We start from the raw sequence: 24,075 nt of genomic DNA on the forward strand, positions 1-24,075 counted from the left end.
AAGAAGAATAAAACAAAAGCTAAAAAAAGAAAAAACGCCGCAAGCGGGCGTCTTCATCCATTATTGATTGTCATTATTTTTACTATTAGTCATTCCACTTTCATTTACATCCACATTATTTGATCCATAGCCTTGAACATTTCCTGCGTGTTCTTCATGATATTTTGACCCTGCACCAGGCTGAGTATTTATCATGTTCCCCTGCTTATCTGACTGTTGTTTTGACAAATTCGTCACCTCCTAAACACATATTAGGATTCGTATTATTTTAAAAAATATACAGCAATGTTTTTACTATCATTATAGCAAACTTCTTTTTAATCTTTTCATAAAGAACATCGATAAGATACCAATAATAGCTATATAAATTTCAATTATCCACATGCTTGTCATATCCCCTGTTTGGAAAAAGACAAGTGGAAAATCGATAGCAGCATGTATGAGAATAGCATAGATTAAATAGGAGATTTTCTTTCTGACAACTGCAATTAAAACGAGTAAACTAAATGAAATTTGCATAAATACAGCGAAAAATCGTTCGGACATACCATATAAATAATAGATTGCATTTTGGTTTACCAGTGATTCTTTTATCATGGAAATTTGATCAGCTGGTAATTGGGCTGCCATAGCTGTTTCAAATGTACCAGAATTGATCATGAAAGCAAATATAACATTTGGTAATATAGTAGAAAACGCTAAGACTACTGCCTCTATTCCTCCCCAGCCGACACCAAAAGATAATCCACCTTTATAATCTAAATATTTCTTCAAAAGCCAAGTAAATAAAATGAATCTTCCTACCTCTTCAAATAGTCCTGCTGCCATTCCTCCATAAATTCCAAAAAGAATTGGATGCTCTGCATAGTTTGGAAATTGAGTAATGACCACAAGATGTAATATCTTCTCTAAAACTTGTGTAAATACAATAAAGCCAATACTTCCAACAATCAATGGTTTAATGGATAAACCTGTTCTCCGTTTATTAAATAGGATAAAGCCAACAAATAATAATAGTGTATAAAGAATAACCCCTATCATTGATGCGATCGTCATATTGCTAACCATATTCATTTCCTCCTTTATATTAAGATCTCTCCCTTATTATTATCATTATCATTATCAATAATGATAATAATAATCTCAAAAAAAATATATACTTAATCTATTCGTATATATTTCCTATTATTTCTAAATGGGATTGAACTTAATGTTTTTTCTTTTATTATTATCAATAATGATAATAAATTAACAGCAAATAAATGTCAATAGTTTTTTAACTATTTAGTAATTTAACGAGATATTGGGACGGAAACCTATAGTAGATCTTGTCCCAATATTGGGTAAGTATTAAGGTTTTAACACAACTTTTATACAATCTTCTGTTTTTGTATCGAAACACTTCATATCCATGCTTTGCCTGATCTAAAGGAATTACATGTGTAATGATGTCACCCCTATTGACTTTTTCCTCATTAGCCAATTGATATAAATATGGCATATACGGGATAACCGGTGCTTGCCCTGTTTTTATCGTCACGTTTCTCTGAAAAATATCTCCTAAAGGAAAAGCATTATACCGACCGCCGTATACACCCAGTTACTTGAATGGTTCCGCCTTTTCGTACAGCCTGACTGGCCATCACCAAGGCACCCATGGAACCTCCATGAAGCTTTAATCCAGATGCTAAAAACTCCATCGGGGTGAACTTTCCATCCATACCCACTCCATCAATCACAATATCTGCTCCGCCTTGAGTGATTTCTTTTATATATTCTCCTGTATTATCATGTTGTTCAAAATTTATGGTTTCTACATTATTAGTCCGTTTGGCATGCTGAAGCCGATAATCAATATAATCAACAGCAATGACTCTCTTTGCTCCCTTTAACCAGGCAAACTTTTGCGCGATAAGACCGATTGGTCCGCATCCGAGAATGACAACAGTGTCACCCTGTTTAACACTGGCATTGTCAACACTCCAATAGGAGGTTCCAGCAACGTCCGCAAGCAGCACTAATTTCTCATCCTCTACTGTACAATCGTCTGGAATTTTAAAGGGCGTAAAATTTCCAAAAGGCACCCGTAAATATTCAGCCTGTCCCCCGGCAAGTCCCCCTGTTAATTCAGACTAGCCAAAGAATCCACCCATTTCACCATGGGGATTGGCATTATCACACTGACTAGTAAGATCATGACTGCAGAACCAGCAGCGGCCGCAAGCCGGTTGAAAAGGAATGATGACCCGGTCTCCTTTTTTTACTTTTGATACGTCCGGTCCCACTTCCTCTACAATCCCCATCGGTTCATGACCGATGACAAAATCCGTAGGAGTACTAGGGATCATTCCATGTATCAAATGCAGATCGGACCCGCATATTGCAGACGTTGTGATCTTGACGATAATGTCGTCGGCTTTTCTATGGAAGGATCTTTAACCTCTCTTACCTCTATATTTTTAATACCCTGGTACGTGACAGCTTTCATGGAGCTAAATCCCTCCTTTATTTATTCGGTGTCGCGAACATACCCTGACGATCTTTATCCATTGGAAATAAATTCAACTCTGCAATTTGTACGGCTGTTTCCGCAGATTTTAGATCGACCTTATATTGCTCTTCGAAATTATGTGGATTATGCCAGCCCTTTTTTGATCATGAGTGCTGAGATTTCGCCATGTAAATCAATGGCTGCTTCTAATTGCTTGGACAATACCTTTCTTAGCTCTGGACTTGCCGTTTCAGTGAGCGCAAATCCATAATTGCGAATCCCGTTTTTTATAGATAAAAGAAAATCCATCGCAAATGCAGAATCCATCAAATTCAGCAACTACAGAAGTTCATAACCAATCGGGAAATAATGAATCAACTGATTCAAAACATGATGGGAATGGGTGGAATGACGGATCAAGTGATCGCAACAGATTTCTTGATTTCTGCAAAATCCGGCGTAAGAAATTATACAGTTGCTATTACTGAAGCGGCCACACCTGAACTTCGTGAGGAATTAAGAAAGCAATTACGTACTTCTATTGAGACACATGAAAAAATTTCCAATTATATGATCTCGAAAGGATACTATCACCCTCATGATTTGAGCGAACAGCTGCAGGTGGATTTAAATGTCGCAAATACAGCACTTAATCTTGCACAAAAATAAAGCAGGAGTGAACAGACTTTGTTCACTCCTTTTTATTATCCTCTTCTTTATAATCCTCACTAAAATAAGGATTGTCTGTAGTTGCAAAATTAACTGATTGAAGACTCATTTCTTTTTCCACACCATAAAGGTCTTTTTCCTGTTCGTTATTTTCTACATTTTGTGGTTTTTGCTCCATACTAACTCCTTTCTGTTTTCCCGTTGTCCTTATATAGTGTTCCTTCTTGTTCCATCTTTATGATAGACTCAAAATCTTCATAATAGCACACGCTTTGTTTTTGCTTTACAATCAAGATAAAGGATGGCGTTCGTTTTCAATCGAAAAAAGCCCGACAAACAAACGTATTGTGTGGTGAATTATATGTTTAAGTTACTATTAATCGAGGATGATTCAACACTGTTCCAGGAAATTAAAGAGCGCTTGACAGGCTGGTCCTATGATGTGTTTGGGATTTCTGATTTCAGTCAAGTCATGCAGGAGTTTACCATGATTAACCCCGATTTAGTCATTATTGATATTCAATTACCAAAATTCGATGGGTTTCATTGGTGCAGAATGATCCGCTCTCATTCAAATGTGCCGATTCTGTTTTTGTCATCCCGTGATCATCCGACCGATATGGTTATGTCCATGCAGCTTGGCGCAGATGATTTCATACAAAAACCGTTCCATTTTGACGTTCTCATTGCCAAGATCCAGGCTATTCTTCGTCGTGTCTATAACTACAACACCGAACCGGTTGCACTTAAAACCTGGTGCGGAGCAGCAGTTGATTTTGAAAAGAATACGGTATCCAATGATAAAGGTATGGTTGAATTAACAAAAAATGAAATATTTATATTGAAACTGCTTGTAGAACAAAAAAATAAAATTGTAAGCAGGGAAGATTTAATTAAAAGCCTATGGGATGACGAACGCTTTGTCAGTGATAATACGTTAACGGTTAATGTCAATCGTTTGCGTAAAAAATTAGATGGCCTCCATTTAGGTCAATTTATCGAAACAAAGGTTGGTCAGGGATACATAGCCAGAGAAGAGTCGAATACCTATGATGCTTAAATATATTATAGAAAGAAAAAGCTGGATTTTACTTTTTATTTTTCTGCAATTATTGATGATCATCGTTGCATATCTAGATTCAGCAATACAAATAATGCCCATCCTCTATATTTCCTTTTTATCGCTTATGGTTTTCATTATTTTTTTCATCATCCGTTACCTGAAAGAAACAAGATTTTATAAAAGTATTAAGGAATGGGACAATCATTTGGATTTATCGAGCATCGCCACTGCCGAAACACCATTTGAAGCGGTGGTGGAACAAAAGCTTATCGAGCAGACAGAAATGCTGAAAAAGGATCTTGCAAAAAGCAGGATAACAATGGAGCAGGAAAAGGATGATCTTTTAGCTTGGATACATGAAGTGAAGACCCCATTGACAGCGATGAATTTAATGATTGACCGGATTACCGATGAAAGTGTAAAGGCACAATTAACTTATGAATGGCTCCGTATTCACCTACTTCTAGACCAACAGCTTCATCAAAAACGGATTCCATTTATTGAAAATGATCTTTATATTGAGAAAACAGATCTTCAAGCATTAATTTTTAAGGAGATTAAAACACTGCGATCATGGTGTATCCAAAAAGGAATTGGCTTTGACGTTGACTTGGAGATAACAGAAGTATTAACAGACGCCAAATGGTTGTCATTTATCATCCGTCAGCTGCTAACCAACGCTGTAAAATACAGTGAAGCCACCGAGATTGTCATAAAAAGCTATCTGCAGCATGGTCAATTAAAGTTGGAAGTACAGGATTTCGGCCGCGGGATTGATTCAAAGGATATTCCACGTATTTTTGATAAAGGCTTTACTTCCACTACCATGCATCAGGACAATGCGGCAACAGGAATGGGGCTTTATTTGGTTAAAAAAGCGACGAAGACCTTAGCCATACATATAGATGCAGACTCCATACCTGGAACGGGAACAACTTTTACCTTAACCTTTCCGAAAAAGAATGGTTTCTTAAAAATTACAGGCATGTGACAAAAATGTCACATGCTTTTATCATTTGTTCGTTAAAAAAAAGGAAAAGCAATTGTCTACTTTTTATAATAAAAGTAACGAATTCTAGGAGTGTGGATGGAAATGAAAATTTTAGAAGCAAAAAAAATCCATAAAAGCTACGGCAATAAGTTTAATAAACAAGAAGTCTTAATGGGAATTGATCTTAGCGTTGAACAAGGGGAATTTGTCAGTATTATGGGTGCATCAGGCTCGGGGAAAACAACCTTGCTAAATGTCCTGTCCTCCATTGATAAGGTGAGTGATGGAACAATTTACATTGAAGGAAGAGAAATGACTGCTATGAAAGAAAAGAAGCTGGCAGAGTTTCGAAAACATTATTTAGGTTTTATTTTTCAAGATTATAACTTATTAGATACTTTGACAATCAAAGAAAATATCCTCTTGCCTTTATCGATTACAAAAACGTCGAAAAAAGAAGCAGATGAAAAATTTAAAGCTGTTGCTGAAGATTTAGGCATCTATGAGTTGAAAGATAAATATCCAAATGAAATTTCCGGCGGACAAAAGCAGCGCACCTCTGCAGCACGGGCTTTTATTCATGAACCAAGTATTATCTTTGCCGATGAACCCACCGGTGCACTCGACTCAAAATCCGCTTCAGATTTATTAAATAAACTAAACGACTTAAATCAAAAAAGAAATGCTACGATTTTAATGGTGACACACGACCCTGTTGCTGCAAGCTATTGCAGCCGCGTTATTTTTATAAAGGATGGACGAATCTATACTCAATTAAATAAAGGCGAAGAATCGAGACAAACTTTCTTCCAAGATATCATGAAAACACAGGCTGTTTTAGGAGGCGTCCAACATGAACATTAATCAGCTCATTATGCGCAGTCTGAAAAAGAATCTAAAAAATTACTATTTATATGTGTTTGCGCTGATCTTTACGGTTGCCCTCTACTTTGCCTTTGTCACCCTGCAATATGACCCGGCAATGGATGAAACAAAAGGCAGTATTAAAGGTGCAGCTGCCATTCGCACTGCATCCATATTGCTTGTCGCAATTGTTTCTATATTTCTTTTATATGCAAATAATATTTTCATCAAACGGCGCAGTAAAGAAATCGGATTGTTTCAGCTGGTCGGAATGACCAAAGGAAAGATTCTGCAAATCCTGACGGTTGAGAACTTTATTCTCTATTTTAGCTCTACAATGATCGGAATCTTTATCGGTTTCTCTGTTTCGAAACTAATTATGATGATTCTATTTAAAATAACGAAGGTAGACGCTATTGCTTCTTTGAATTTTTCTTCGGAGGCCCTGATTCAGACGCTTGTAGTCTTTAGTGTCATTTATCTTTTCATTATTTTATTGAATTGGTTTTTTATTAAAAAACAGAGTATCCTTTCTCTGTTTCGCGTCAAATCCTCTACAGAAGAGAAAGTAAAGAAAGTTTCTATCTTTGAAATGATATACGGCATTGCTGGGATTCTACTTATTATTTCAGGCTACTATGTTTCCTCCAAATTATTTGGCGGGGATTTTATGACCATGAATGAACTGTTCATGGCCATGGTATTTATTCTTGGAGCTGTTATCATTGGAACCTATCTTTTTTACAAAGGATCAGTCCGGTTTATCTTTTACCTGATCCGGAAAAAGAAAGATGGCTATTTAAACATTAACCAGGTTCTTTCCCTTTCCTCCATCATGTTTCGGATTAAATCGAATGCTTTATTATTAACGATTATTACGACTGTATCCGCACTGGCTGTTGGATTACTTTCTTTAAGCTATATATCTTACTATTCTGCTGAAGAATCAGCTGAGCATACAGTTGGCGGTGACTTTGCCTTTATTGATACCGGAGATTCTGAATCGTTTAAAGCGAAATTAACAGAAAATAAGATAGATTTTACCGAAAGGAAAATTGAAGTCCTTCAGGCTGAGGCAAACTTAGAGAATATTATGAAAAGCACCTTTGAAGAAAACAACTTAACGAATGACCTAGATCGCATGCCTATTCCTGTAATTAGTGATAATTCGGTTAATATTGATGTTTCTAAGGGAGAAGTACTCTTCACAGGCTATAACGATATGTTAGATATGTTTTTTTCTTTCAAGGATTCTGGAAATCTTGAACTAATGGGAAAACAGCAAACCATTCCACTTGCCTTCAAAGGATTACAAAAGGACCATTATTTATCCTACTATTTCACAGCCGGAGGCATTCCATCTGCTATTGTGGACGACACTGTTTTTCAAGCTCTAAAAGAAGATAAGAATCCGTCCATTCAAGGAGAATTTTCATTGCATATCGGAATAAATCTCGTTGATGAAGATAAAGCAGACGAAGCGGCAGAATTATTTACAAGTACGTTTAGTAAAGATACGAAAAATTTATCTCTTCTAGAAAGAAGCAACGAAATAAAGCAGCTCTATGGTCTTACGATGTTCATCGTCGGCTTTTTAGGTTTAACGTTTCTGATTACATCCGGTTGTATCCTCTATTTTAAACAAATGGATGAAAGTGAAGATGAAAAGCCGAACTATACCATTTTACGAAAACTTGGTTTCACAGAAGGCGATTTGGTAAAAGGAATCCAAGCTAAACAAATCTTTAATTTTGGCATTCCATTAATCATTGGCTTGCTCCATGGATATTTTGCCGTCCAATCGGGCTGGTTTCTATTTGGTACAGAGGTTTGGACACCGATGATTATTGTCATGGTTCTCTATACTGCCTTGTACTCCATTTTTGGAATCCTTTCCGTTTTCTATTACAAAAAGGTTATTAAAGAGGCACTTTAAAATTTAGCAGAAAAAAGCTCCAGTAGAACGTACACTGGAGTTTTTTTAATTAAATTCATAGAGTTTTGTTTCTATTAATCCATTGGATTGAACCCATATTATCATGTGGATGTCCGTTCGATTGGATTGATTTGTATTCATTTTCCAGTTCAGATAAAGTTAGATACATTAGTTCCTCTTTATCTTTATACACATTACACACTAGTAATTTGTTTATTAATTTTTTTCGTCTCTCTTCTACTGCCTTGCGAAGATTATAGCTCATTAAACCCGCTCCTTTAATCCCTAATTGTATGAATACTAGATTAAAGATTCTATTTAACAGGGGTCAAAGATGAGAAGTATCAAATTATTAAGCTTATCAGATAAGATTTTATCGATGGCCATTTTATTTTTAGAACGGATCTTACTTCCTTTGATATACTGGATTCCATTTAAGTAAGTACATTTCAAGAAGCTTTGCTAAAGAATCTGCTAGTTTACCAAGTAAGGCGTACATTAAAATAGCTAAGACAACGATATCTAACTGCATAAATTCACGGGCATTCATTGCCATATACCCTATTCCTGAACTTGCAGCAACTGTTTCAGCTACAATCAATGTTAACCACATAACACCAAGTGCATATCGTATACCCACTAATATGGAGGGAAGTGCCCCTGGAAAAACAATTTTTGAAAATAATTTCCAGTTTGACAATCCATACACTTTCCCCATTTCAACTAACCCCTTTTCCACTGAACGAATCCCGTGGTAGGTGTTAATGTAAATAGGGAAGAATACACCGGTAATAACTAGAAAAATCTTCGCCTCTTCTCCTACTCCAAACCATAAGATAACGATTGGAATTAACGCCAAATGTGGTATATTACGCAGCATCTGAACGGTTGTGTCAAGATGTCTTTCTGCCATTGGAAACATTCCATTCAGAAGTCCGAGAAGTAATCCAAGTCCTCCACCTATTACAAACCCAATAAATGCTCTTTGAAAGCTAACCCATATATTTGTAAATAATTCCCCATTTACCATTAATGCTACTCCTGCTGTTATCACTTCAATTGGAGAAGGAAGGAATTTTCCAGAAATCAACCCTGTTTCTGAAAATAACTGCCAGAAGATTATCAGCAGAACAGGAAGGATCCATGGAGCTGTCCGATAATAGGCCTTAATTGTCTTTTTTGTCATTAAGTAACTCCTCCCTTGAACATTTAGAATTACTTATCCTCTTGAGTCCAAACATAATCTTTGATCTCTACATTTTTATCAGTCAGTCCAATTTTATACAAATTGTCTGCTTGTGCTTGTAAATCCTGAACAACTTGTTGATCCATATAATTAACGTCTGACTTTTTCTTTGTCAATACCTTTTCCCAGGTTTCTTGCGGAATATTTGTTTCCTTATTCAGCAATTTAGCCGCTTCCACTGGATTTTGATCTATTTCTTTTCCAATCTGTGCAAGGTGCTCAACAAATTTCTCCACTAGCTCAGGGTGTTCCTCAGCAAATTCAGTGGTTGTAAAATAAAAACCGCGATATGGAACATTGGGTATATCTGATAAAATCGTGTTCCCTTTACTTTCTGAAACAGTCAAATATGGATCCCATACAACCCATGCATCTACTTCCCCTTGTTCAAAAGCAACACTAGCATCTGGTGGATTAAGAAATACCGGTTCAACATCATCTATAGATAACCCCACAGAATGTAAAGATTGGGTTAATAAGTATTGCGAGATTGAGGCTTTATTAAAAGCAATCTTTTTCCCTTTTAAGTCCTTCACAGATTTTATATGTGAATCCTTACCAACTAATATTCCTTGAGAAGCAGGCGAAGATGGTTCGCTTGCAATATATTTAAAATCACTTCCTTTAGAAAGTGCAAAAATGGAAGGAATATCTCCAGCCGTTGCAAAGTCAATACTTCTAGCATTTAAGGCTTCAAGAATGGAGCTTCCTGTATTAAATTCAGACCATTTCACTTCGTAGCCTTCCTTTTCTAAATCTTTTTGAAGTGCCTGCTTGTTTTTCAAAGACAATGTAGTACCATTTTTTTGATAGCCTATATTTATTTCCTTTTTATTTCCTGAAGTTTCAGCTGTTTGCCCGCAAGCTGAAAGTATCAATGAAAGTAATAATAAACTAATAAGTAATAAATAATGCCTTCCTCGTAAAATTGATTTCATCCTTATTCCCCAGTCCCATATAATAATAGTATTTTGATGATTTCTATTGTAATACTCTAAAACAAATTTGGTTAAACTGACTGAACCTGGTTCAATCTTTCCCGTACCCTCGGGATAACAAGCTCACCGATTTGTGTAATTGTTTCTAAATGCGGGAACCCTCTTAACAAAACCTTGTCAAAACCTAATTCAACATACTCAACAATCCGATCGGCCACCTGGTCTGGTGTTCCTACGAGAGCAATTGAATTACCTGATAAAACCTGGGTTAAACCTGCCCACAGATTAGGTCCAATTTTAAAGTTATTGTCTTTTCCGCTTTCCATTAAATGATGTAATCTTTTTACACCTACCGAATCACCTTTAACAGTCATCTCGCTTTTCTTTTCCAGCAAAGTGCTTGGCACTTTACTAAGAAGACGTTCTGCATTTTTCCAAGCAGCCTCTTCTGTTTCACCAAGAACTACCTGAAAGGAAACACTATAACTTAATTCTCGATCTTGTTTGGCAGACAATTGCTTCATTTCTTTAATTCTTTCCTTTGTATTCTCAATGGTTTCTCCCCACATCATATAAACATCTGCTTCTTCAACTGCTACTGCTTTACCAATTTCAGATGCTCCTCCAAAAAATATTTGTGGAGTTTCTAATGGTTTTGGGTATAATGAAGCGCCCTTCAAGCGGAAAAATTCACCTTCATAATCAAAACGATCCTGAGTAAATAACATTTTCAAAATTTGAATGTATTCACGAGTTCTTCTATATCGTGATTCATGATCTAAATAATCTCCTTCACTAGCCAACTCTGCGGGAGAACCACCTGTAACGATATTTAATAGTGCCCTTCCCCCCGACCAAAAGTCTATAGTTGAAAACTGCTTAGCAAAAGTTGTAGGAGCTGTAAAACCAGGACGAACCGCAAACAAAATCTTTAATTTATCTGTATGTGCGATCAAGTTTGCAGCAATTGCTAAAGGATCGAGGCACCCTGAACCTGTTGGCAATAACAAGGTTGAAAAGCCTCCTTTCTCTGCAGCCAGTGCAATCTCCTTTATATATTCGTTTGTAGGTGGACGTTCTGCTGATTCGTCGGTCCCAGACCAACTGTTTACATTTTTCACATTCGAATTTTTAACAGCACCCACAAATTCACCATCTCCTGATGTCGGTGCCATTGTAATAAATTCCACCATGCTATATTCCTCCTAAAATATTATTTTCAATATAGAGTGATGATTGATTTACTACCTTTTTTAACGGTTCTTTCTTTCCTAGTACCTTTGACAAAACCATTTCCTCTAATTCAGCAAAATCAGGATTAGCTCGATTTCTTGGTCGGGGTAATGGAATTCTCAAATCCATTTTCACGGATCCTTTTTCTATTAAAATCACCCGGTCTGCAAGAGAAATTGCTTCATTTACATCATGAGTCACTAATATGGCTGTGAATTTCTGTTGCTGCCAAAGTTCCTCTATAAGTGCCTGCATTTCCAATCTAGTTAAAGCATCCAAAGCCCCCAATGGTTCATCCAACAATAATAATGAAGGATCGCCCGCCAATGCTCTTGCCAAAGCAACGCGTTGCTTTTGCCCTCCAGATAATACCGATGGCCAATCATTGGCTCTCTCAGCAAGCCCAACTTGTTCAAGAGCCCATTCTGCCCGATGTTCCCACCCTTTTTTCAAACTTAGTCCAACACCAACATTTTCAAGCACAGACTGCCATGGCAGTAAGCGGGCTTCTTGGAACATGATCCTAGCACTTTGATTTAATCCATTAATGACTTTATGATTTTGTTTAATTTCTCCTGCTGTAGCATGTTCCAATCCAGCAATGTGCCGGAGTAAAGTGCTTTTACCACAACCGCTTTTTCCGACAATTGCTACGAACTCTCCAGAAGCAATAGATAAATTAACATCATGAAGCACTTCTAAATGGTTATATGACTTTCTCAATTGATGAATATTTAACTCCACACCCATTTTTTGATGCATACTTTTCACCCCCAAATAGCATCCTATTTCTTGATATAATGATTAAATCTTTTCTGAAAATCCCCATGTAGAACAGATTTTTTAGTTAATTCATAGGAGAAATTTTTTTGATCATAACCTAATCCCTTTATGGTTTGGACAGTATTTAAAGGGACATTCTGCAATGTTTCTATCCATTCTAAACTCATGGCATGAGCGTCATGTGAATCTTTACATACTTCATGAACCAATCCGTACTTTTCGGCTGTTTGTGCATCCACCTTTTTGTTTAATAGTGTTAACATCCGAGCTGTTGAAGAACCCACTTCATGAATTAACCGCTGTGTACCTAAGACCAACCCAAACTGTGGACCTGGAAATCGAAACACTGTTGAAGCCATAGCAATTCTCAGATCACAGGAAAGAGCTAAATCTGCTCCTGCTCCGAAGGTATATCCATTCACTACAGCAATGGTAGGAATCGGAAATTGGGTAAGCTGATTGAATAGAATGGATAAATTAGTAAAGAAGAGACTTGCTTCTGCATTCGTTAAGGTGTTTATAAATTTCACATCAACTCCCGAACTAAAAGCTTTGGCTACTTCACTGCTTATGATCAGGATTCCAACATCCTCCCTTTCCCTAATAACTTCCAGACTTTTTTTTAACTCCTCGTATAACTCATAATTAATGGCATTCAAATTGTTTTCATTGGTAAAAGAAAGATGCGCAACTTTTCTCTTTGAAGCAATTTTTTCGGTGATTACTAATTTGATTGTTTTCATCCTGACTCCTTATCAACAGTTTGATTGCTATTAATCTACTTTTGGGGAATACTTGGCTCAATTTCTATCTCTGGGAGCTCATTTGTTATTTCTAAAAGATTATTGGTAATAAATTTCTTTAAATCTGAAAAACTCGTACCTGATGTTATACGGTAATATTGAAAATCCTCTTTTTGAGCGGCCTCATATGATAATTCACATAACATTTTCGGGGGAGCACATAATATAGTAACTCCACTTTCATTCAGCCACTTTATAACAGCGCCCCTTTTTCCACTCTGTAACTTTAAAGCGGGATTTTCAAAGTCCTGGACATCTCCAGTTGCTGTATCGTATAAACGGATCACTGTACCTTCTACAATAGGTACAATGATTTCTGGTTCTCCAGATAATACCATTGCAATCTTCATTTGTTACTCTCCTCATATTAATATTATTGGAATACTAGGAATTGTAGTTAACATCATGTATTCATCTATTTCTAACGCTGACTTCCAACTTTGCTTGGGTTGAGCCATTCTTTTATTACTTGTTTATTATGTTCTCCTAACTGTGGCGGGGTTCTATAAATCTCAAACTCGTAATCTGATATTTTTACTGGAAAACCTATTGTTAATGTTTGTTCACCATTTGGTAAATTCATTTCTCGCAAAATATTTAACGATTCCGTGATTGGATTTGCCAATGCTTCCGCAAAATCATTTACCGGTGCAGAAGGAACACCCCTCTTATCAAATTCAGTAATCCATTCAGAAGAGCTTTTAGTTACAAAGACTTTCTCTAATAGGGTTTTAAGCTCTTTTTGATTTTTGGCACGCATTGTTTGTGTCAAAAATCTGGGATCCTCATATAATTCCTTTAGATTTGTGGCTTCACAAACTTGGTACCAAAGTTTATCATTACCAGCTGCAATAACAAACGGTTTATCAGAACTCTCAAAAGCTTGATATGGGGCATTTCTAGGATGTGCTGTTCCTAATCTTTTTGGAGGCTCTCCCTTCCCATAATATTCACTAGTTTGCAATGCTGAAATTCCAAGTACACTTCCAAGCATAGAACAATCAATATACGAACCCTTTCCAGCCTCCTTTACTTTTAGAACAGAAGCAACAATCGTAAAGGCGGCATATAAACCAACTGCAAAGTCTGCAATAGGCACTCCACTTTTTACTGGAGGTCCATCCTCTTCTCCAGTAACACTCATTAACCCGCTAAAAGCTTGTATGGTTACATCAAATGCACCTTTCTTCGCATACGGGCCTTCTTGTCCATAACCTGATATAGAACAATAAACCAATTTAGGATTTTCTTTTGTTAAGCTATTGTAATGTAATCCAAATTTTTCAAGTACACCTGGTCTATAATTTTCAACAATCACGTCTGCTTTTAAACAGAGTTCCTTTAAAATCTCAAGTTCTTCTGGATTTTTAAAATCAATAGCTACACTTCGTTTATTACGATTTAGCGAAGAAAAATTAGCACTGTATTCACTATGTTTTGAATTTTCAATAAATGGTGGCCATGATCTCATACCATCACCACCATTGGGCCTTTCAATTTTTATCACATCAGCACCTAAATCTGCCAACAGCATTCCTGTAAAAGGCCCTGCAGCAATTTGACCAAATTCAAGAACTCGAATCCCCTTTAGTGGTTTATCACTTTGATGGAATATGTTCAAATTAACATCCCTTTCTTTGAAAATGATTATTATTTAACCTCTTTATCAAATTGATATACTTGGTTTTAACCTAGTATATATCAGTTTATTTAACATGTATAATTGAAAAATAAGAATAGTTCATTCAATAAAATTGAATTGAATCTTATACTTGTTAAATCAATTGCTACTTTAGCTCTTAACTTTGATGTCTATTAAGCACTTTCTTTAATGGAGGCTATTAAACGCTGAATGGCCTTACTATTTTGTAAACAATTAGCCTTTCTTACGATTCCCGTAACTACGCCTACTTTCAAATCAGCAATCTTTCTCTTAACCATTCCTTCTGGCGGCGTTCCTATTATTACATCAGGAATTACAGCTATACCAAGCCCTGACTGAACATATTCCTTTAAAGCTGTCATGCTGTTAACAACTAAACCAATTTGAGGATTTACACCAGCTTCTATCAATGACTTTTCTAGATGTATTCTATAATTACATACAAATGCACCTAATAAGAGTCTTTCGTTTTTAAAATCGGATAAATATATATCTTGTTTTCTTGTAAAATGATGTGTATTTGGAATCAATAATGACACATCTTCCGTCAATAATGGCTCAAATAAAATCTCGTGATCCAATTCCGGAGTATTACAAATGGCTAAATCAAGCTCTCCATCTTTAATCATTTGAGTTAAATTTTTCGTATTGTTTATTTCAATGCTGATTTGAACTTTTGGATATTCTGCACAAAATGCACCCAATATTTTGGGCATTCTATATAAAGCCATTGGTTCAATTGCTCCTATTTTGACCTTTCCAGTCTCACCATGCTGCCATTCATCCATGGAATTTTGTACATATTCTATATCTCTGAGCAATAAATCTGCTTTCTCATGAAAAACCCTTCCTGCTTCCGTTAATTGGATTTTCCTTCCCCGCTCAATCAATTTCACGCCAAGATCAGATTCAAGCTTTTGAATTTGAATCGTAACAGTAGACTGTACGTACTTTAATTCTTCTGCAGCTTTTTGAAAACTTCCTAACTTAGCTATAGTCTGAAATGTTTTGATTGCTTTTAAATCCATGATCACACCTCATTTTCACCTTTATTAACTAAAAAAGCCTACGAATCTAAGAAGATTTCATAGGCTTGGGTTAATATATTCAGCCCTTTAGACAAATCCCTTCTTTTAGTACGGGCCTCTAGTTGTCTAGTGGGCTGATTCATTTAATTTTCATTATTTAATAATATATTTTTATTTTTCCGATATGTCAAGTTGGATTTGTAATTTTTGCCACTAAACATTCATTTTTATTGAATTCAATATTTTTCTTTTTCTATTTTACAATGAATCATTTTATCTTTATGATTTTTTATAAAGAATTTTTATTTGACTATTTCGATAACTATACTGCGTTTAAACAGGAGGATAACCATGACAGCAATTAACCATTTTCAAGCCTTTGAAAAATCAGTAAGAAAAGTGTTACAAGAAGCTAAAACAGAAAAGGAAATCGTTACTCAAATTACACCTTATTTTCAGTTGCTTATTGAGAAAGAAGGACTAATACCTGAAAGCTACAAAAAACCCAAGCAGGATAAATATCGTCAATACTTACTATACAAACCACAGGATGAAGAATTCTCTATTGTTCTTTTTGTATGGGGACCAGGGCACACTGCTCCAATCCATGATCATTTAGTTTGGGGGCTTGTCGGTGTATATGAAGGAGCAATTGAAGAAACGAGATACAAAAAAACCTTAAGTGACCAGTCTCCTGATGATGTTCATTTAGAGGTTATAAATACCGTAACAGCTAAAAAGAGCGATATTTCATTTGTGTATCCTCCAAATGCGGATATACATAGTGTTAGAAATCCGTATAAGGATACAGCGATAACTATTCATATCTACGGCACTGATATCGGGAAACAAAAAAGAAATTCCTATCAAAAAGAAACCTATGCTGTTAACCCTATTGTAACACCGCATGAGAATGAAGTTCCCATTTATCAATAAATTTGACTATGGTCAATAAGTGAAACTTTCATTCCACTTGTTGACCTTTTAGACTATACTCCATTCTTTTTTATCATGAATATGCCTATTTAGTTTTTTAAAACTGAATTAATTACTAATATCCCCATTATGATAATAACAATATAATTGCATCAAAAATTCATTAAATTATGAAAGGATGATCATTGTGAGTAAATGGTTTGGGACAGATCCTACCTTTTATCCTTCTCCTCGATCTGCCATGGAAGCCCCCACTGAAAAACTTGCGTACGTAGCATTATTAAATCCTGATGGAATTGGGGTTATTGATTTAGATCCTGATTCCGAGACTTATGGAAAGGTTATTTATAAACTTGATATGCCGCACGGTGTTGAGGATGAACTCCACCATTTTGGATGGAATGCCTGCAGCTCAGCCCTATGTCCTACTGCTTTTCACCCTCAATTAGAACGTCGCTATTTAATTGTTCCCGGTATTCGCTCTTCCCGAATTTATATTATTGATACGAAACCAGATCCAAAAAAACCTAAAATTATTCGAACAATTGAACCAGAAGAGATAAAACAACGTACCGGATACAGCCGTCTTCATACAGTCCATTGCGGCCCTGAAGGAATATTTATCAGTGCCCTAGGAGAAGCGAACGGTAATGGCGGTCCAGGAGGATTACTGCTGCTTGATCATTTTAATTTTAATGTCTTAGGTGCTTGGGAAATAGATCGGGGGCCTCAAGTATTTGCCTATGATTTTTGGTGGCATATCGCACATGATATTACAATCACAAGCGGCTGGGCAACACCAGACTTATTTGAAAACGGGCTAAATTTAAATGCCCTGCTTCAGAGGAAATATGGCCATAGTCTCTTTTTCTTTGATAGTAAAACTCGAAGTTTTGTTGAGGAAGTGGATCTAGGAGATCAACATCAGATGGTACTGGAGCTTCGTCCTGCTCATAATCCCCGGAAAACCTATGGGTTTGCAAGTGTTGTAATTGATGTAACAAATTTAGCAAGCTCCATCTGGGTTTGGTATCAAGATAACGGTAAATGGAACGCCCGAAAAATCATTGAGATTCCTGCTGTCCCAACAGATCCTAATCTTCTTCCGCCTGCCCTTAAAGACATTGGAGCAGTTCCTCCGCTTGTGACAGATATGGTCTTGTCTCTTGATGATCGTTTTCTATATGTATCTTGCTGGGGAACGGGAGAATTGATTCAATATGATGTTAGTGATCCTTTTGATGCCAAGCTTATCGATAAAGTGAAAATTGGCGGTATAGCCAATCCGGTTCCACATCCTTCAGGAAAAAGCATGACCGGCGGGGTTCAGATGGTGGAACTGAGCAGAGATGGAAAACGGGCTTATTTTACCAACTCTCTCTATAAAACCTGGGATGAGCAATTCTATCCAACCGGAATCCAAGGGGCAATGGTAAAGGTTAATATTAACTCTAACGGTGGAATGAAGATTGATAAAGACTTTTTTGTTGAATTTGATGGGGTAAGAGCACATCAAATTAGATTGGATGGAGGCGATTGCTCTACAGACACGTTTTGTTATCCATAATGAGGAGATACCTGTATGACCGACATCCTTCTATCACATGACAGCCAATTAATTGCTGCTACTCTTTTAGGGGCTTTTCATGGTCTTAACCCCGCCATGGGTTGGTTATTTGCTGTATTTTTAGCTGTTCAACGAAATGATGCGCGTGTTTTATTTTTCGCTATTTTCCCTATTGCGTTAGGTCAGGTTCTTGGCGATGGAGTTGTCATTATCGTTCAAACCGCTGCAAGATTTCATTTTCCATTACATTTTGTTCATCTTTTTATTTCATCCTTTATTATTCTATATGGACTATTTCGTTTATTTCGGTACTATCGCCATTTCAAATGGTCAGGCGGCTTAAAGGTTGGTTATGGACAATTGATCCTGTGGTCTTTCCTAGCTTCCTCCACCCATGGTTCCGGATTATTATTTGCACCATTTATTCTTTCTGCAAAGAGATTGACAGATCTTATTCCCATCTGGGTGGTTCATGAACTAGGAATGCTGACTTCAATGATCATCATTGCAACATTAGTCTATTATGCCGGCATGGCCAAATTCAGTAAATACATCATAAATTTTGAATTGATTTGGGCCGTTTTATTAATAACAGTTGGGTTGATTTTATTCGTCATGAGTGGAGATATGAGCGGGGGACAGATGCATAATCACTAAATATTATTACCATGATGCACTCCTTAGAGTGCATTTTTTTTGCTATTAACTACAAGGCAAACGTGCAAGTTCATTTTTGTCCTCTAATTTGCTTTTTTTGGACTTTGATGAAAAAGAGTAACATACATATTTATTAAGACAAACAGAAAATAGCTTTAACATGGAAAGGGGACAATTCATGACATCTAAGTTCATCTCCGAGAAAAAAGTCGGTAGTTTAATAGCCATATTGTTTGGATGTTTATCATTATATGAAGGGATACAGCTATATCCGCTAAATAAAAACCTTTTAACCGGCGACCATGCCTTTCCAGGTTTAATCGGTCTTCTCCTGATCATTTTTGGCTTAGCCGTATTTTTTGATAGAAAAATTGAGGGTAATCAAACAAACCTCCCCTCCGGAAGAACTAGGCTAAATTTATTATTAACGATTCTCATCTTGTTTATTTACTGTTTATTCATTATGCTCGTTGGCTATGTCATTAGTACTTTGATTGTTTCTATTGCTTTAATAAAAATGATCGGAAACTATCGATGGCTTTTCTCTGTTTTGATGGGAGCGGCAATCACTACTGTTTTATATTACTTATTTATCGTCCTGCTAAAAATACCGTTTCCAAGTGGTTATTTTGGGTTTTAAGGAGGAGAACTTCTGATGGATTCGATCATGTTCCTGCTCAATGGATTTAGTGAAGTCATAACACCTTCCAATCTTCTTATTGTTTTACTGGGATCTCTGCTTGGAACCTTAGTTGGAGTTCTCCCCGGTCTTGGTCCAACTTCAGCCATTGCCATACTATTACCAGTAACAACCGTTCTTGACCCTGTGCAAGGATTAATGATGATGGCCGGTATTTACTATGGATCCATGTATGGGGGATCTACTACAGCCATCTTAATGAATATCCCCGGTGAATCTTCTTCTGTGCCTACAACACTAGATGGCTACCCTCTTGCAAAAAAAGGGAAGGCAGGAACCGCTTTAGGTATTGCAGCTATTGGTTCTTTTACAGCGGGAATCATTGGGTTAATAGGCCTGGTCTTGTTTGCTCCTATTTTAGCTGATCAAGCGCTTAAGTTTGGGCCCCCTGAATACTTTACATTACTTCTGATTGCGTTATTGATTCTATTCAATTTAACAGGCTATTCATTTAGAAAATCAGTTATTATGGGATTATTTGGCTTTCTATTCTCTTTAGTCGGTATTGGGATCACTACAGGCACTCCGAGATTTGACTTTGGATTTACCTTTCTGACTGGTGGATTTGAAATGATTAGTATCATCATTGGTCTTTTTGCCATTGCTGAAGTCTTAAAAGGTCTTGAAGAAAATCATACAGTAAAAAAGCATGTAAGGATTAAAAGTGTATATCCAGGGAGACAGGACTTAAAACAGAGTTTATCCCCTATTTTAAGAGGAAGTTTGCTTGGCTTTTTTCTTGGAATCCTGCCCGGCGTTTCGGCAACGATTACTTCCTTTCTTGCTTATGATTTAGAAAAAAAGGTTTCCAAACATCCTGAAAAATTTGGTCATGGTGCTATTGAAGGCGTAGCAGGGCCAGAATCAGCGAACAACGCAACTAGTTCGGGTGGATTTATTCCCTTGCTATCGTTGGGAATACCTGCATCACCGCCGCTTGCAGTCCTGTTAGCGGCGCTCATGATATATGGTTTAACACCAGGTCCTGTTTTATTTGAACAAAATAATCAAATTGTCTGGACGATTATTGCCAGTATGTTTATAGGTAATGCCATTTTGTTGCTATTAAATCTGCCTTTGGTTGGATTATGGGCAAAACTCACCGAGGTTCCTTTTGGAATTTTAGCACCTATTATTCTCCTAATTAGTGTTCTAGGTGCCTATTCGATTCGTAATAGTATGTTTGATGTTGTGGTAATGATTATTTTTGGCGTTCTTGGATATTTATTTCAAAAATATCGATGGCCGATTATACCGTTTATTTTATGCCTTGTTTTAGGTCCTAAAATAGAGAGGTATTTTATTGAGTCTTTAGAAATGTCATCTGGGAGTTTATTGATTTTTGTTCAACGGCCTATCTCACTTACTATTCTAGTATTTGCTGTCATTGCCTTAGTCATTTCTATATTTCTAATGAAAAGGACAAAGAAACGAATCATTCAGGAAACTGGGGAACAAATGGAATTTTAATATAATTGATAGGAGGTATTTACTTGAAACGAAAATTATCCGTATTGCTCACATGTATACTAATGGCTGGTTTAATTATTTCTGGGTGCTCATCTGGTTCTTCTACAAAGGAAGAGAAAAACAAGAATCTTAATTACCCTGCAAGGCAAATAGAACTTGTAGTTCCTTTCGCTGCCGGCGGCGGTGTAGATTTAGCAGCCCGTACTGTGGCAGATTATTTAAGTAAAGAGTGGGATCAGCCTATTGTCGTTACGAACAAAACCGGGGGCGGTGGGATTATTGGCGCCCAATATGCATTGAAAGAATCGAAGCCAGATGGATATACGGTTCTTGTTAATAATAATTCCTCTACATCACTGCATGAAGCAGGAACATCCAATCCTACTTTAACAATTGAGGATAACAAATTCATTTCTCGTATTGCTACTGGATCCATGGCCTATGCTGTAAAGGCAGATGCTGAGTGGGATAACTTTGAGGAATTTTCAGAATGGGTAAAGGCTAATCCTGAAAAATTAACTTGGGCAAGTGTCGGTCCTGCCGGGATTTCAGCATTTGCAGTAGCCCAATGGCTCGAATCAATTGGTGTTGAGTATAATTCTACAAAAATGGTATCCTCTGAAGGTGCATCAGACTCTGCAGCGAAAGTTGCCGGCGGCCACGTCGTACTAGGAGTCCATACAGTTGGCGAATTTGCTCCTCTTGTTGATTCAGGGAAGATAAAATTACTTGCCGTTCAATCACCAGAAAGAAATCCTCTTTATCCAGATGTTCCAACAACAGTAGAGCAGGGCTTTAAAGGATTAACGGTTAAATGGTGGAGCGGGCTATCCTTTGCACCTGGAACACCAGATGAGATTGTTAATAAGTGGGATAAGGCAATTGAAAAAATGCAAAAAGATGCGGAGTTTATCAAGCAATTAGAAAAAGTAAAATTAGAACCAGGGTATTTAAACTCTGAAGATTTTACCAAAGAAGTAAAAAATGAAACAAATATTTTTAAACAATTAGCTGAGGAGACAGGAATTCGCAAATAACATTTGCATTAAGACCAACCCTTCAGGAGTTGGTCTTTTTAATTGCTTTTTTAAGAACTTTAACAGGCTTTTCTTCTAGATCCTACTGTTATTTTATTGTAAAATCTTTTTGGAGTAACAATTTGGAGGTACTTCCAATCCAAAATGCCCGCGAAGAGTATCGTGGCCATATTCTTTACGGAATATTCCTCGCTCCTGCAAAATTGGAACCACATAGTCCACAAATTCAGGCAATCCTTTTGGAGTAGAAGCTCCAATAATAAATCCATCTGCTGCTTTTTCATCAATCCACTCTTGAATCAAGTCAGCCACTCTTTCAGGAGTGCCGACGAATTCTCCTTTCGGTGTTGCAAATTCCAGAGCTGCCTGACGTAAGGTTAAATTTCTTTCTTTCGCATTTTGTTTAATTTTTTCGGATGTACCACGGTGGCTATTCCTTCCTAAATCACCCAGGTCTGGGAAAGGTTCATCCAATGGATATTGTGTGAAATCATGATCATCAAAAGGTCTGCCTAATGCATGCAGCGCCTTATCAATAGTAACAAGATTGGCTATTTCCTGATGTTTGCGATCCGCTTCCTCCTGTGTATCTCCAATCACCGGGATAATTCCAGGCAGGATAAACACTTCATCAGGGTTCCGTCCAAACTCACGAGCTCTTCTTTTTACATCTGCATAATATGCCTGTAATTCTCCTTTTGATTGATGTCCTGCAAAAATAGCATCCGCGTTTTTGGCAGCAAAGTTTCTCCCATCCTCTGATACACCAGCCTGAAAAATAACTGGTTGGCCTTGTTTTGAACGGGCGATATTTAAAGGCCCTTTGACTGAAAAATACTTCCCTTTATGATTTAAAGGATGCAGCTTTTCCTTATCAAAAAAGACACCTGACTCTTTGTCATAAACAAACGCATCATCTTCCCATGAATCCCATAACCCTTTTGTCACATCCAAAAATTCCTGTGCAATTTGGTAACGTTCCGGATGTGAAGGATGATGATTTCTACTGTAATTATCCGCAGTCCCGGACAGCCAGGATGTTACCACATTCCAGCCTGCTCTGCCATGACTGATATGGTCCAATGAAGAAAATTGTCTCGCTAATGTATACGGCTCGCTATAGCTGACGGTCACAGTTCCTACTAAACCAATATGATTCGTGTTACCAGCAATCGCCGACAAAATAGTCATCGGCTCAAATCGATTTAAATAATGGGGACTCGAATTTTCATTAATTGAGACACTATCTGCAATAAAAACAAAATCCATTTTTCCAGCCTCCGCTATTTGCGCCTGCTGCTTGTAAAAATCCCAATTTGTACTTGCATTTGGTAAAGAATCAGGATGTCTCCAGTCTCCCCAACCACCGCCTACACCGTGTATCCATGCACCTAATACAATTTTTTTCTTAGCCATTTGATTTTCTCCTCCTCAGTTTCAAACCCTTCATTAAATATTTATTTGATTAGTTGTAAGCCTTCTTCCAGTTTTTCTTCGGATAACTCACCTAACACCTTTTTCACTACTTCCCCTTTAGCATTAATAAAAAACGTAGTTGGCAGATTCTGAACTTGATAGTTTTCTAGTACCTGCCCATTACGATCAAGCAAAATAGGGAAGGTTAATTTTTTTCGTGAAACATATTGATTAACAAGGATTGTAGGTTCAGCAGCATTGACTGCTAAAATTTCGATACCCTGATCCTTATAGGTTTGATAGGCATTTTCCAGATACGGCATTTCCTTTTCACATGGAGGACAATAGGTAGCCCAAAAGTTAATGACAACTCCCTTCCCCTGATTGTCAGCTAATGTGTGTTCCTTACCATCCAGGTCTGACAAAGTAAAATCAGGAGAAATATTCCCCACTTCAGCGGCTATTGTTTTTTCTTCTTTAAACAGTTCTTGATATAACACATATCCAGTTGTTATGAACAAAATAGAGATGAGAAGGATACGAGTAACAACCCTGAAATTCTTATTTTTCCACATCATCCCACC

General features: G+C 36.9%; 25 protein-coding genes and 2 pseudogenes. 11 read left to right on the forward strand and 16 right to left on the reverse strand.

Features of this window, described 5'->3' with window-relative positions; all coding sequences use genetic code 11:
• Positions 1-60 precede the first annotated feature (60 nt).
• From R4Z09_RS22075 to R4Z09_RS22090, 4 genes and pseudogenes are all read right to left on the reverse strand, one after another.
• Positions 61-228 (reverse strand): hypothetical protein, encoded by a 168-nt coding sequence (locus R4Z09_RS22075; RefSeq protein ID WP_338448881.1) that lies wholly within the window; start codon positions 226-228, stop codon positions 61-63.
• 72 nt (positions 229-300) lie between these two features.
• Positions 301-1,068, reverse strand: coding sequence for a YhfC family intramembrane metalloprotease (locus R4Z09_RS22080; protein ID WP_338448882.1), 768 nt, complete (start codon positions 1,066-1,068; stop codon positions 301-303).
• Positions 1,069-1,350: 282 nt separating this feature from the next.
• Positions 1,351-2,488 (reverse strand): annotated as a pseudogene (locus tag R4Z09_RS22085) (zinc-dependent alcohol dehydrogenase).
• 17 nt (positions 2,489-2,505) lie between these two features.
• Positions 2,506-2,818, reverse strand: a pseudogene (locus R4Z09_RS22090) (spore coat protein).
• Between the two features lie 42 nt (positions 2,819-2,860).
• Here R4Z09_RS22090 and R4Z09_RS22095 point away from each other — a divergent pair.
• Positions 2,861-3,160: a spore coat protein gene (locus R4Z09_RS22095; protein ID WP_338448883.1), complete on the forward strand. Its 300-nt coding sequence runs from the start codon at positions 2,861-2,863 to the stop codon at positions 3,158-3,160.
• A 22-nt stretch (positions 3,161-3,182) separates the two neighbouring features.
• Here R4Z09_RS22095 and R4Z09_RS22100 read toward each other — a convergent pair whose 3' ends face one another.
• The gene (locus tag R4Z09_RS22100) at positions 3,183-3,338 is read right to left on the reverse strand and encodes a hypothetical protein (protein ID WP_338448884.1); all 156 of its coding nucleotides are present in this window, start codon (positions 3,336-3,338) and stop codon (positions 3,183-3,185) included.
• Between the two features lie 183 nt (positions 3,339-3,521).
• Here R4Z09_RS22100 and R4Z09_RS22105 point away from each other — a divergent pair, with 183 nt between their 5' ends.
• The 4 genes from R4Z09_RS22105 to R4Z09_RS22120 all read left to right on the forward strand — a co-directional run bounded on the left by R4Z09_RS22105 (position 3,522) and on the right by R4Z09_RS22120 (position 8,014).
• Entirely contained in the window at positions 3,522-4,220 is a 699-nt protein-coding gene (locus R4Z09_RS22105; protein WP_338448885.1) for a response regulator transcription factor, read from the forward strand.
• Positions 4,210-5,214, forward strand: coding sequence for a sensor histidine kinase (locus R4Z09_RS22110; protein ID WP_338448886.1), 1,005 nt, complete (start codon positions 4,210-4,212; stop codon positions 5,212-5,214). The genes R4Z09_RS22105 and R4Z09_RS22110 overlap by 11 nt, the downstream gene beginning before the upstream one ends.
• A 102-nt stretch (positions 5,215-5,316) precedes the next feature.
• Positions 5,317-6,078 (forward strand): ABC transporter ATP-binding protein, encoded by a 762-nt coding sequence (locus R4Z09_RS22115; protein ID WP_338448887.1) that lies wholly within the window; start codon positions 5,317-5,319, stop codon positions 6,076-6,078.
• Complete coding sequence (locus tag R4Z09_RS22120) at positions 6,068-8,014, forward strand: ABC transporter permease (RefSeq protein ID WP_338448888.1); 1,947 nt, start codon at positions 6,068-6,070, stop codon at positions 8,012-8,014. The genes R4Z09_RS22115 and R4Z09_RS22120 overlap by 11 nt, the downstream gene beginning before the upstream one ends.
• Before the next feature lie 55 nt (positions 8,015-8,069).
• Here R4Z09_RS22120 and R4Z09_RS22125 read toward each other — a convergent pair whose 3' ends face one another.
• The 9 genes from R4Z09_RS22125 to R4Z09_RS22165 all read right to left on the reverse strand — a co-directional run bounded on the left by R4Z09_RS22125 (position 8,070) and on the right by R4Z09_RS22165 (position 15,708).
• On the reverse strand, positions 8,070-8,279 hold the full coding sequence (locus tag R4Z09_RS22125; RefSeq protein WP_338448889.1) for a Fur-regulated basic protein FbpA: 210 nt from the start codon (positions 8,277-8,279) through the stop codon (positions 8,070-8,072).
• A 141-nt stretch (positions 8,280-8,420) separates the two neighbouring features.
• Positions 8,421-9,200, reverse strand: coding sequence for an aliphatic sulfonate ABC transporter permease SsuC (ssuC, locus tag R4Z09_RS22130; RefSeq protein WP_338448890.1), 780 nt, complete (start codon positions 9,198-9,200; stop codon positions 8,421-8,423).
• Positions 9,201-9,229: 29 nt separating this feature from the next.
• Complete coding sequence (locus R4Z09_RS22135; protein WP_338448891.1) at positions 9,230-10,198, reverse strand: aliphatic sulfonate ABC transporter substrate-binding protein; 969 nt, start codon at positions 10,196-10,198, stop codon at positions 9,230-9,232.
• A gap of 71 nt (positions 10,199-10,269) precedes the next feature.
• Positions 10,270-11,391, reverse strand: coding sequence for an LLM class flavin-dependent oxidoreductase (locus R4Z09_RS22140; RefSeq protein WP_338448892.1), 1,122 nt, complete (start codon positions 11,389-11,391; stop codon positions 10,270-10,272).
• Between the two features lies 1 nt (position 11,392).
• Entirely contained in the window at positions 11,393-12,193 is an 801-nt protein-coding gene (locus R4Z09_RS22145) for an ATP-binding cassette domain-containing protein (protein ID WP_338448893.1), read from the reverse strand.
• A 23-nt stretch (positions 12,194-12,216) separates the two neighbouring features.
• The gene (locus tag R4Z09_RS22150) at positions 12,217-12,957 is read right to left on the reverse strand and encodes an enoyl-CoA hydratase/isomerase family protein (RefSeq protein WP_338448894.1); all 741 of its coding nucleotides are present in this window, start codon (positions 12,955-12,957) and stop codon (positions 12,217-12,219) included.
• A gap of 35 nt (positions 12,958-12,992) precedes the next feature.
• Positions 12,993-13,367 (reverse strand): hypothetical protein, encoded by a 375-nt coding sequence (locus R4Z09_RS22155; RefSeq protein WP_338448895.1) that lies wholly within the window; start codon positions 13,365-13,367, stop codon positions 12,993-12,995.
• Between the two features lie 71 nt (positions 13,368-13,438).
• Positions 13,439-14,638, reverse strand: coding sequence for a CoA transferase (locus R4Z09_RS22160; RefSeq protein WP_338448896.1), 1,200 nt, complete (start codon positions 14,636-14,638; stop codon positions 13,439-13,441).
• A 194-nt stretch (positions 14,639-14,832) separates the two neighbouring features.
• Positions 14,833-15,708, reverse strand: a complete 876-nt coding sequence (locus tag R4Z09_RS22165) for a LysR family transcriptional regulator (RefSeq protein ID WP_338448897.1) — start codon at positions 15,706-15,708, stop codon at positions 14,833-14,835.
• Between the two features lie 351 nt (positions 15,709-16,059).
• On the opposite strand from R4Z09_RS22165, the gene R4Z09_RS22170 reads away from it, so the two are divergent.
• From R4Z09_RS22170 to R4Z09_RS22195, 6 genes are all read left to right on the forward strand, one after another.
• Positions 16,060-16,644: a cysteine dioxygenase family protein gene (locus tag R4Z09_RS22170; RefSeq protein WP_338448898.1), complete on the forward strand. Its 585-nt coding sequence runs from the start codon at positions 16,060-16,062 to the stop codon at positions 16,642-16,644.
• 187 nt (positions 16,645-16,831) lie between these two features.
• Positions 16,832-18,211, forward strand: coding sequence for a selenium-binding protein SBP56-related protein (locus tag R4Z09_RS22175; RefSeq protein ID WP_338448899.1), 1,380 nt, complete (start codon positions 16,832-16,834; stop codon positions 18,209-18,211).
• 15 nt (positions 18,212-18,226) lie between these two features.
• Complete coding sequence (locus tag R4Z09_RS22180) at positions 18,227-18,868, forward strand: hypothetical protein (RefSeq protein ID WP_338448900.1); 642 nt, start codon at positions 18,227-18,229, stop codon at positions 18,866-18,868.
• Between the two features lie 178 nt (positions 18,869-19,046).
• Positions 19,047-19,508, forward strand: coding sequence for a tripartite tricarboxylate transporter TctB family protein (locus R4Z09_RS22185; RefSeq protein ID WP_338448901.1), 462 nt, complete (start codon positions 19,047-19,049; stop codon positions 19,506-19,508).
• A 15-nt stretch (positions 19,509-19,523) separates the two neighbouring features.
• On the forward strand, positions 19,524-21,038 hold the full coding sequence (locus R4Z09_RS22190) for a tripartite tricarboxylate transporter permease (RefSeq protein ID WP_338448902.1): 1,515 nt from the start codon (positions 19,524-19,526) through the stop codon (positions 21,036-21,038).
• 23 nt (positions 21,039-21,061) lie between these two features.
• Positions 21,062-22,075 carry a tripartite tricarboxylate transporter substrate binding protein gene (locus R4Z09_RS22195; RefSeq protein ID WP_338448903.1) on the forward strand — a complete coding sequence of 338 codons (1,014 nt, stop codon included), beginning with the start codon at positions 21,062-21,064 and terminating at the stop codon, positions 22,073-22,075.
• Between the two features lie 93 nt (positions 22,076-22,168).
• Here R4Z09_RS22195 and R4Z09_RS22200 read toward each other — a convergent pair whose 3' ends face one another.
• Positions 22,169-23,491 (reverse strand): LLM class flavin-dependent oxidoreductase, encoded by a 1,323-nt coding sequence (locus tag R4Z09_RS22200; protein ID WP_338448904.1) that lies wholly within the window; start codon positions 23,489-23,491, stop codon positions 22,169-22,171.
• A 41-nt stretch (positions 23,492-23,532) separates the two neighbouring features.
• The gene (gene resA / locus R4Z09_RS22205) at positions 23,533-24,066 is read right to left on the reverse strand and encodes a thiol-disulfide oxidoreductase ResA (RefSeq protein WP_338448905.1); all 534 of its coding nucleotides are present in this window, start codon (positions 24,064-24,066) and stop codon (positions 23,533-23,535) included.
• Positions 24,067-24,075: the final 9 nt, after the last annotated feature.

The organism is Niallia oryzisoli (genome assembly GCF_036670025.1).
GTDB classification, from domain to species: domain Bacteria; phylum Bacillota; class Bacilli; order Bacillales; family Cytobacillaceae; genus Bacillus_BD; species Bacillus_BD oryzisoli.

What these genes read in the sequence shown, in the direction of transcription:
- R4Z09_RS22080 (WP_338448882.1), bottom strand. Translation starts at nt 1,068, where the DNA reads ATGGTTAGCAATATGACGATCGCATCAATGATAGGGGTTATTCTTTAT.
- R4Z09_RS22095 (WP_338448883.1), top strand. Translation starts at nt 2,861, where the DNA reads ATGAATCAACTGATTCAAAACATGATGGGAATGGGTGGAATGACGGAT.
- R4Z09_RS22100 (WP_338448884.1), bottom strand. Translation starts at nt 3,338, where the DNA reads ATGGAGCAAAAACCACAAAATGTAGAAAATAACGAACAGGAAAAAGAC.
- R4Z09_RS22105 (WP_338448885.1), top strand. Translation starts at nt 3,522, where the DNA reads ATGTTTAAGTTACTATTAATCGAGGATGATTCAACACTGTTCCAGGAA.
- R4Z09_RS22110 (WP_338448886.1), top strand. Translation starts at nt 4,210, where the DNA reads ATGATGCTTAAATATATTATAGAAAGAAAAAGCTGGATTTTACTTTTT.
- R4Z09_RS22115 (WP_338448887.1), top strand. Translation starts at nt 5,317, where the DNA reads ATGAAAATTTTAGAAGCAAAAAAAATCCATAAAAGCTACGGCAATAAG.
- R4Z09_RS22120 (WP_338448888.1), top strand. Translation starts at nt 6,068, where the DNA reads ATGAACATTAATCAGCTCATTATGCGCAGTCTGAAAAAGAATCTAAAA.
- R4Z09_RS22125 (WP_338448889.1), bottom strand. Translation starts at nt 8,279, where the DNA reads ATGAGCTATAATCTTCGCAAGGCAGTAGAAGAGAGACGAAAAAAATTA.
- ssuC (WP_338448890.1), bottom strand. Translation starts at nt 9,200, where the DNA reads ATGACAAAAAAGACAATTAAGGCCTATTATCGGACAGCTCCATGGATC.
- R4Z09_RS22135 (WP_338448891.1), bottom strand. Translation starts at nt 10,198, where the DNA reads ATGAAATCAATTTTACGAGGAAGGCATTATTTATTACTTATTAGTTTA.
- R4Z09_RS22140 (WP_338448892.1), bottom strand. Translation starts at nt 11,391, where the DNA reads ATGGTGGAATTTATTACAATGGCACCGACATCAGGAGATGGTGAATTT.
- R4Z09_RS22145 (WP_338448893.1), bottom strand. Translation starts at nt 12,193, where the DNA reads ATGCATCAAAAAATGGGTGTGGAGTTAAATATTCATCAATTGAGAAAG.
- R4Z09_RS22150 (WP_338448894.1), bottom strand. Translation starts at nt 12,957, where the DNA reads ATGAAAACAATCAAATTAGTAATCACCGAAAAAATTGCTTCAAAGAGA.
- R4Z09_RS22155 (WP_338448895.1), bottom strand. Translation starts at nt 13,367, where the DNA reads ATGAAGATTGCAATGGTATTATCTGGAGAACCAGAAATCATTGTACCT.
- R4Z09_RS22165 (WP_338448897.1), bottom strand. Translation starts at nt 15,708, where the DNA reads ATGGATTTAAAAGCAATCAAAACATTTCAGACTATAGCTAAGTTAGGA.
- R4Z09_RS22170 (WP_338448898.1), top strand. Translation starts at nt 16,060, where the DNA reads ATGACAGCAATTAACCATTTTCAAGCCTTTGAAAAATCAGTAAGAAAA.
- R4Z09_RS22180 (WP_338448900.1), top strand. Translation starts at nt 18,227, where the DNA reads ATGACCGACATCCTTCTATCACATGACAGCCAATTAATTGCTGCTACT.
- R4Z09_RS22185 (WP_338448901.1), top strand. Translation starts at nt 19,047, where the DNA reads ATGACATCTAAGTTCATCTCCGAGAAAAAAGTCGGTAGTTTAATAGCC.
- R4Z09_RS22190 (WP_338448902.1), top strand. Translation starts at nt 19,524, where the DNA reads ATGGATTCGATCATGTTCCTGCTCAATGGATTTAGTGAAGTCATAACA.
- R4Z09_RS22200 (WP_338448904.1), bottom strand. Translation starts at nt 23,491, where the DNA reads ATGGCTAAGAAAAAAATTGTATTAGGTGCATGGATACACGGTGTAGGC.
- resA (WP_338448905.1), bottom strand. Translation starts at nt 24,066, where the DNA reads ATGTGGAAAAATAAGAATTTCAGGGTTGTTACTCGTATCCTTCTCATC.